The sequence below is a fragment of the Marinimicrobium sp. UBA4509 genome, from assembly GCF_002388575.1.
Lineage (GTDB): Bacteria > Pseudomonadota > Gammaproteobacteria > Pseudomonadales > Cellvibrionaceae > Marinimicrobium > Marinimicrobium koreense.
In genome coordinates, this window is the sequence record NZ_DGMV01000047.1 from 69,435 (window position 1) to 72,254 (window position 2,820).

At 60.1% G+C, this 2,820-nt stretch carries 5 protein-coding genes; all 5 read right to left on the reverse strand.

Annotated features, from left to right (window positions below):
• Window positions 1-298, reverse strand: a 298-nt coding sequence (locus B3520_RS07070) for a cytidylyltransferase domain-containing protein (protein WP_286875758.1), incomplete at its 3' end; no start/stop codon positions are given.
• The gene (gene lpxK / locus B3520_RS07075; RefSeq protein ID WP_286807446.1) at window positions 295-1,326 is read right to left on the reverse strand and encodes a tetraacyldisaccharide 4'-kinase; all 1,032 of its coding nucleotides are present in this window, start codon (window positions 1,324-1,326) and stop codon (window positions 295-297) included. The genes lpxK and B3520_RS07070, both read right to left, overlap by 4 nt.
• 16 nt (window positions 1,327-1,342) lie before the next feature.
• Complete coding sequence (locus B3520_RS07080; protein WP_286807444.1) at window positions 1,343-1,768, reverse strand: ExbD/TolR family protein; 426 nt, start codon at window positions 1,766-1,768, stop codon at window positions 1,343-1,345.
• 19 nt (window positions 1,769-1,787) lie between these two features.
• The gene (locus B3520_RS07085; protein ID WP_024460312.1) at window positions 1,788-2,414 is read right to left on the reverse strand and encodes a MotA/TolQ/ExbB proton channel family protein; all 627 of its coding nucleotides are present in this window, start codon (window positions 2,412-2,414) and stop codon (window positions 1,788-1,790) included.
• 131 nt (window positions 2,415-2,545) lie between these two features.
• A partial coding sequence (locus tag B3520_RS07090; protein ID WP_414673880.1) for a ComEC/Rec2 family competence protein occupies window positions 2,546-2,820 on the reverse strand: 275 nt, incomplete at its 5' end.

A 2,820-nucleotide genomic window follows, 5' to 3' on the forward strand; every position in this document is an offset into this window, starting at 1 on the left:
CGCCCTGCACATTGACCACGATGGCATCGTCCGGCAATCCCAACTGACTGACCACCTCCTGCAATCGATCGGTTCCCGACTGATGATCCGCAGAGGTCATGCACACCGTCGCCCCGAACGCGCGGGCCGCCTGTTCGATGCGTTCATCATCCGTGGCGATAATCACCTGCGTGGCGGCACTCTCGCGGGCTCGCTCGTAAACGTGCTGAATCATCGGCTTGCCGGCGATGTCTTTGAGGGGCTTGGCGGGCAACCGGGAGGAAGCGTATCGCGCGGGGATGACAACGTAAAAGCTCATGGGATTGAATTCGTTTCAGGTGTGGATTTCAGGGATTCAATACGGTTCAGAAACTCGCTCCAGAACGCCTCCGGCAGTGTCGCACTGACACTCAGATACCACCAGTCCGGCTGGGCGAAGGGCTGGCATTTGACCGCATCTTTGGCGGTCATCACAACCGGAAAGGCCGGCTGGAAGACAAGCTCGCCCGGGCGGTAGTGATGATGATCAGGGAAGCGGTGGTGAACCGGTTCCAGGCCGAGTTCTTTCAGCGTGGAAAAAAACCGGTCGGGGTTGCCGATTCCCGCCACCGCGTGCACGGATGTCTGTGGGGCAAAATGGGTCAGCGATGCGCGGGTACCATCGGACACCCTATGCCAGGCATCCGGGGTCACCTTCATGGTGTACTGGACGGTGCGAAGCGTCGGGGCCTGTTGACGCACCTTGTCCTCTGAACCGTTGACCACCACCCAATCTACTTCGTTGAGCCGTTCGACCGGTTCACGCAATGGGCCCACGGGCAGACACCAGCCGTTGCCAAACGCGCGCGCGCCATCGACCACGGCGATTTCCAGGTCCCGGTCCAGGCGGTAGTGCTGCAGGCCATCATCGCTCAACACAATATCGCAGCCCTGCTCGCGCAGCGCTTGGGCCGCTTCCACCCGATCCGGGCTGACACACACCGCACATTGGGTGGCCCGTGCAATCGCCAGGGGTTCATCGCCACAATGCGTGACCGGGGTGTCTGCGGAAACCATGAGCGGATAGCGCGGGGCCTTGCCCCCGTAACCCCGACTGACCACGCCCGGGCAATAACCCGCCTTACGCAGACGCTGCACCAGGGCAATGAGCAACGGGGTTTTTCCGGTGCCCCCAACACTGATATTGCCGACGACGACCACCGGCACATCAAAGGCGACCGCCCGACTTTTGAGCCGGCTTCGACGCCGGCGCGCCAAAGCCCGGAACAGCCAGGCCAAAGGAGCGAACAGATACACCCAGCGGGCCTTACCGTACCAGGCATTTTCCCAGACCGAGGCCAGCGTCATGTCAAACGCCCCCGAATCACTCCCCGGACTCGGGGCGCCGGGTGGTGATACTCAGGTGCACAAAGCCCAGTTGGCCGGCGGCATCCATGGCCCGGACCACGCTTTCGTGGGGGGCTTTGGCATCAGCGGTAATGGTCAGAGGCAACTGATTGTTGCCCTCGGAGGCCTTTTCCAGGGCCGACTTCAAGGTCACCAGTTTACTGTTTACCAGGCTGCGACCATTGATCGAGTAGTCGCCTTCCGCGGTGATCAGAATATCCAGCGGCGCATCGGCGTCCTGCTCGCTCGCTTCACCTTCGGCTTCGGGCAGGTCAATGTTCAAATGGGTTTCTTTGGTAAAGGTGGTGGACACCATAAAGAAAATGAGCAACAGAAATACCACATCAATCAATGGTGTCAGATTGATGCTGTCATTTTCTCTGGATTGACGTCGAAATTGCACCCGCTTGCTCCTCGGTCAATCAGTTGGCTTTCACATCGACCCGACGGTCGCTGTGCAGGGCGTCCACAAGTTTTACCGCTTCCTCTTCCATGGTGACCACAATGGTGTCCACCCGGCGCTGGAAAAAGCGGTGCAGAATCATCGCGGGAATGGCGACGGTCAGGCCGGCGGCGGTAGTGATCAGCGCCTCGGAAATCCCGCCGGCCAGAACGCCGGCATTGCCAGTGCCCTGTAGCATGATGGCGGTGAACACCTTGATCATACCGATCACGGTGCCGAGCAGACCGAGCAGCGGTGCGATATTGGCAATGGTGCTGAGGATGGTCAGGTAACGCTCCATCTCGTGGATGACCTGACTGGCCGCTTCCTGAATACTGTCCTTCATGACTTCCCGGCCATGGCGGGAGTTACTCAGCCCCGCGGCCAGAATGCGCCCCAGAGGGGAAGACTGTTTGAGCTCGCGGAGTTTGCCCGCGTCCAACTGGTTGTTCTTGATCCAGCTCCACACCTGTGCGAGCAGATGCCGTGGGGCGATTTTTTTGGGATCCAGGGTCCAGTAACGCTCTCCACCAATGGCGATCACCAGGATGGAACAGAGAATAATGGGGACCATCAACCAGCCACCCGCGGTAATAATCTCAAACACTGAACTTTCCTCTTTTGAATCGTTGTCTGGCCAAGGCGCCTGACCATCAGGGGCGCAAGATAGCACAGACCATTTCCAGCGGGAAAACACCCGGTCACATTTTGCGACAGTCGCCAACGGCCACCGTCACCTTATTCATACCACCAACGTCTTGGCGCATACCGGGCATACCGCTCGGTGCGCCGCCCCTGCTCATCCCATTCGAACACAATGGCCCCCAGGCTCGCGGTATTGAGCACCTCAGCACCCCGGGAGCGATAGCGCTCTACCACCGTCTCATTCGGATGGCCATGCCGCCCCTGAAAAGCGGCGCTGACCACCGCGCGGGCCGGGCGGGTCTGTTCAACCCACTCGATCGACGAGGACGTGATGGCGCCATGGTGCGGAACCTGCAGCACGTCGATGG